The following is a 441-nucleotide window of genomic DNA, read 5'->3' as shown; positions in this document are numbered from 1 at the left end:
CCGACACCCCCGGCTTGGCCGTCGAGAACACCCGCAAGCCGCCGGAGACCGTGGCTGTGTCCGGCGCAGTCGCACCGGTCTCCGCCGACAAGGTCGCGGCCGCGGCGCTGAAGGGGATCGAACAGGGCCGCCACCACATCTCGGTGGACCCGCTGACCCGCGTCCTGGTCCGCGCCGGCGGGATCGCCGAACCGCTGCTGCGCCCGTTCCTGGCGCGCACCATCCGACGGTCCCTGGGCACACCGGGTTAGGGCAGCGTCCACACCACCGTCGTAGCGAGCCAGAAGACGACGGCAGCCGCCGTCAGGAATCCCACCGAGATCACCAGCCCCAGCGTGTCGGTGCGCCGGCCCGGGCGCCGGCCCGGCTCCAGCCAGAAGCCCAGCATGCGGGTGACCAGTGGCATGACGACCCAGGTCAGGAGGCTGACCGAGGCTATGT

Annotated in this window: 2 protein-coding genes; one reads left to right on the top strand and one right to left on the bottom strand. The window is 72.1% G+C overall.

The annotated features are described in order from the left end of the window. Positions 1 to 251: hypothetical protein (locus AC1DYG_RS19820; RefSeq protein WP_477641560.1), on the top strand; the 251-nt coding region annotated here is incomplete at its 5' end. Here AC1DYG_RS19820 and AC1DYG_RS19815 read toward each other — a convergent pair. Continuing rightward, positions 248 to 441 (bottom strand): hypothetical protein (locus tag AC1DYG_RS19815; RefSeq protein ID WP_477641559.1); only part of this gene is annotated, 194 nt, incomplete at its 5' end. The genes AC1DYG_RS19820 and AC1DYG_RS19815 overlap by 4 nt on opposite strands.

The sequence above is a fragment of the Pedococcus sp. P1_H8 genome (genome assembly GCF_056405175.1).
The sequence above is the reverse complement of the archived record's forward strand: the minus strand, read 5'-3'. Positions and strand labels throughout refer to the sequence as shown.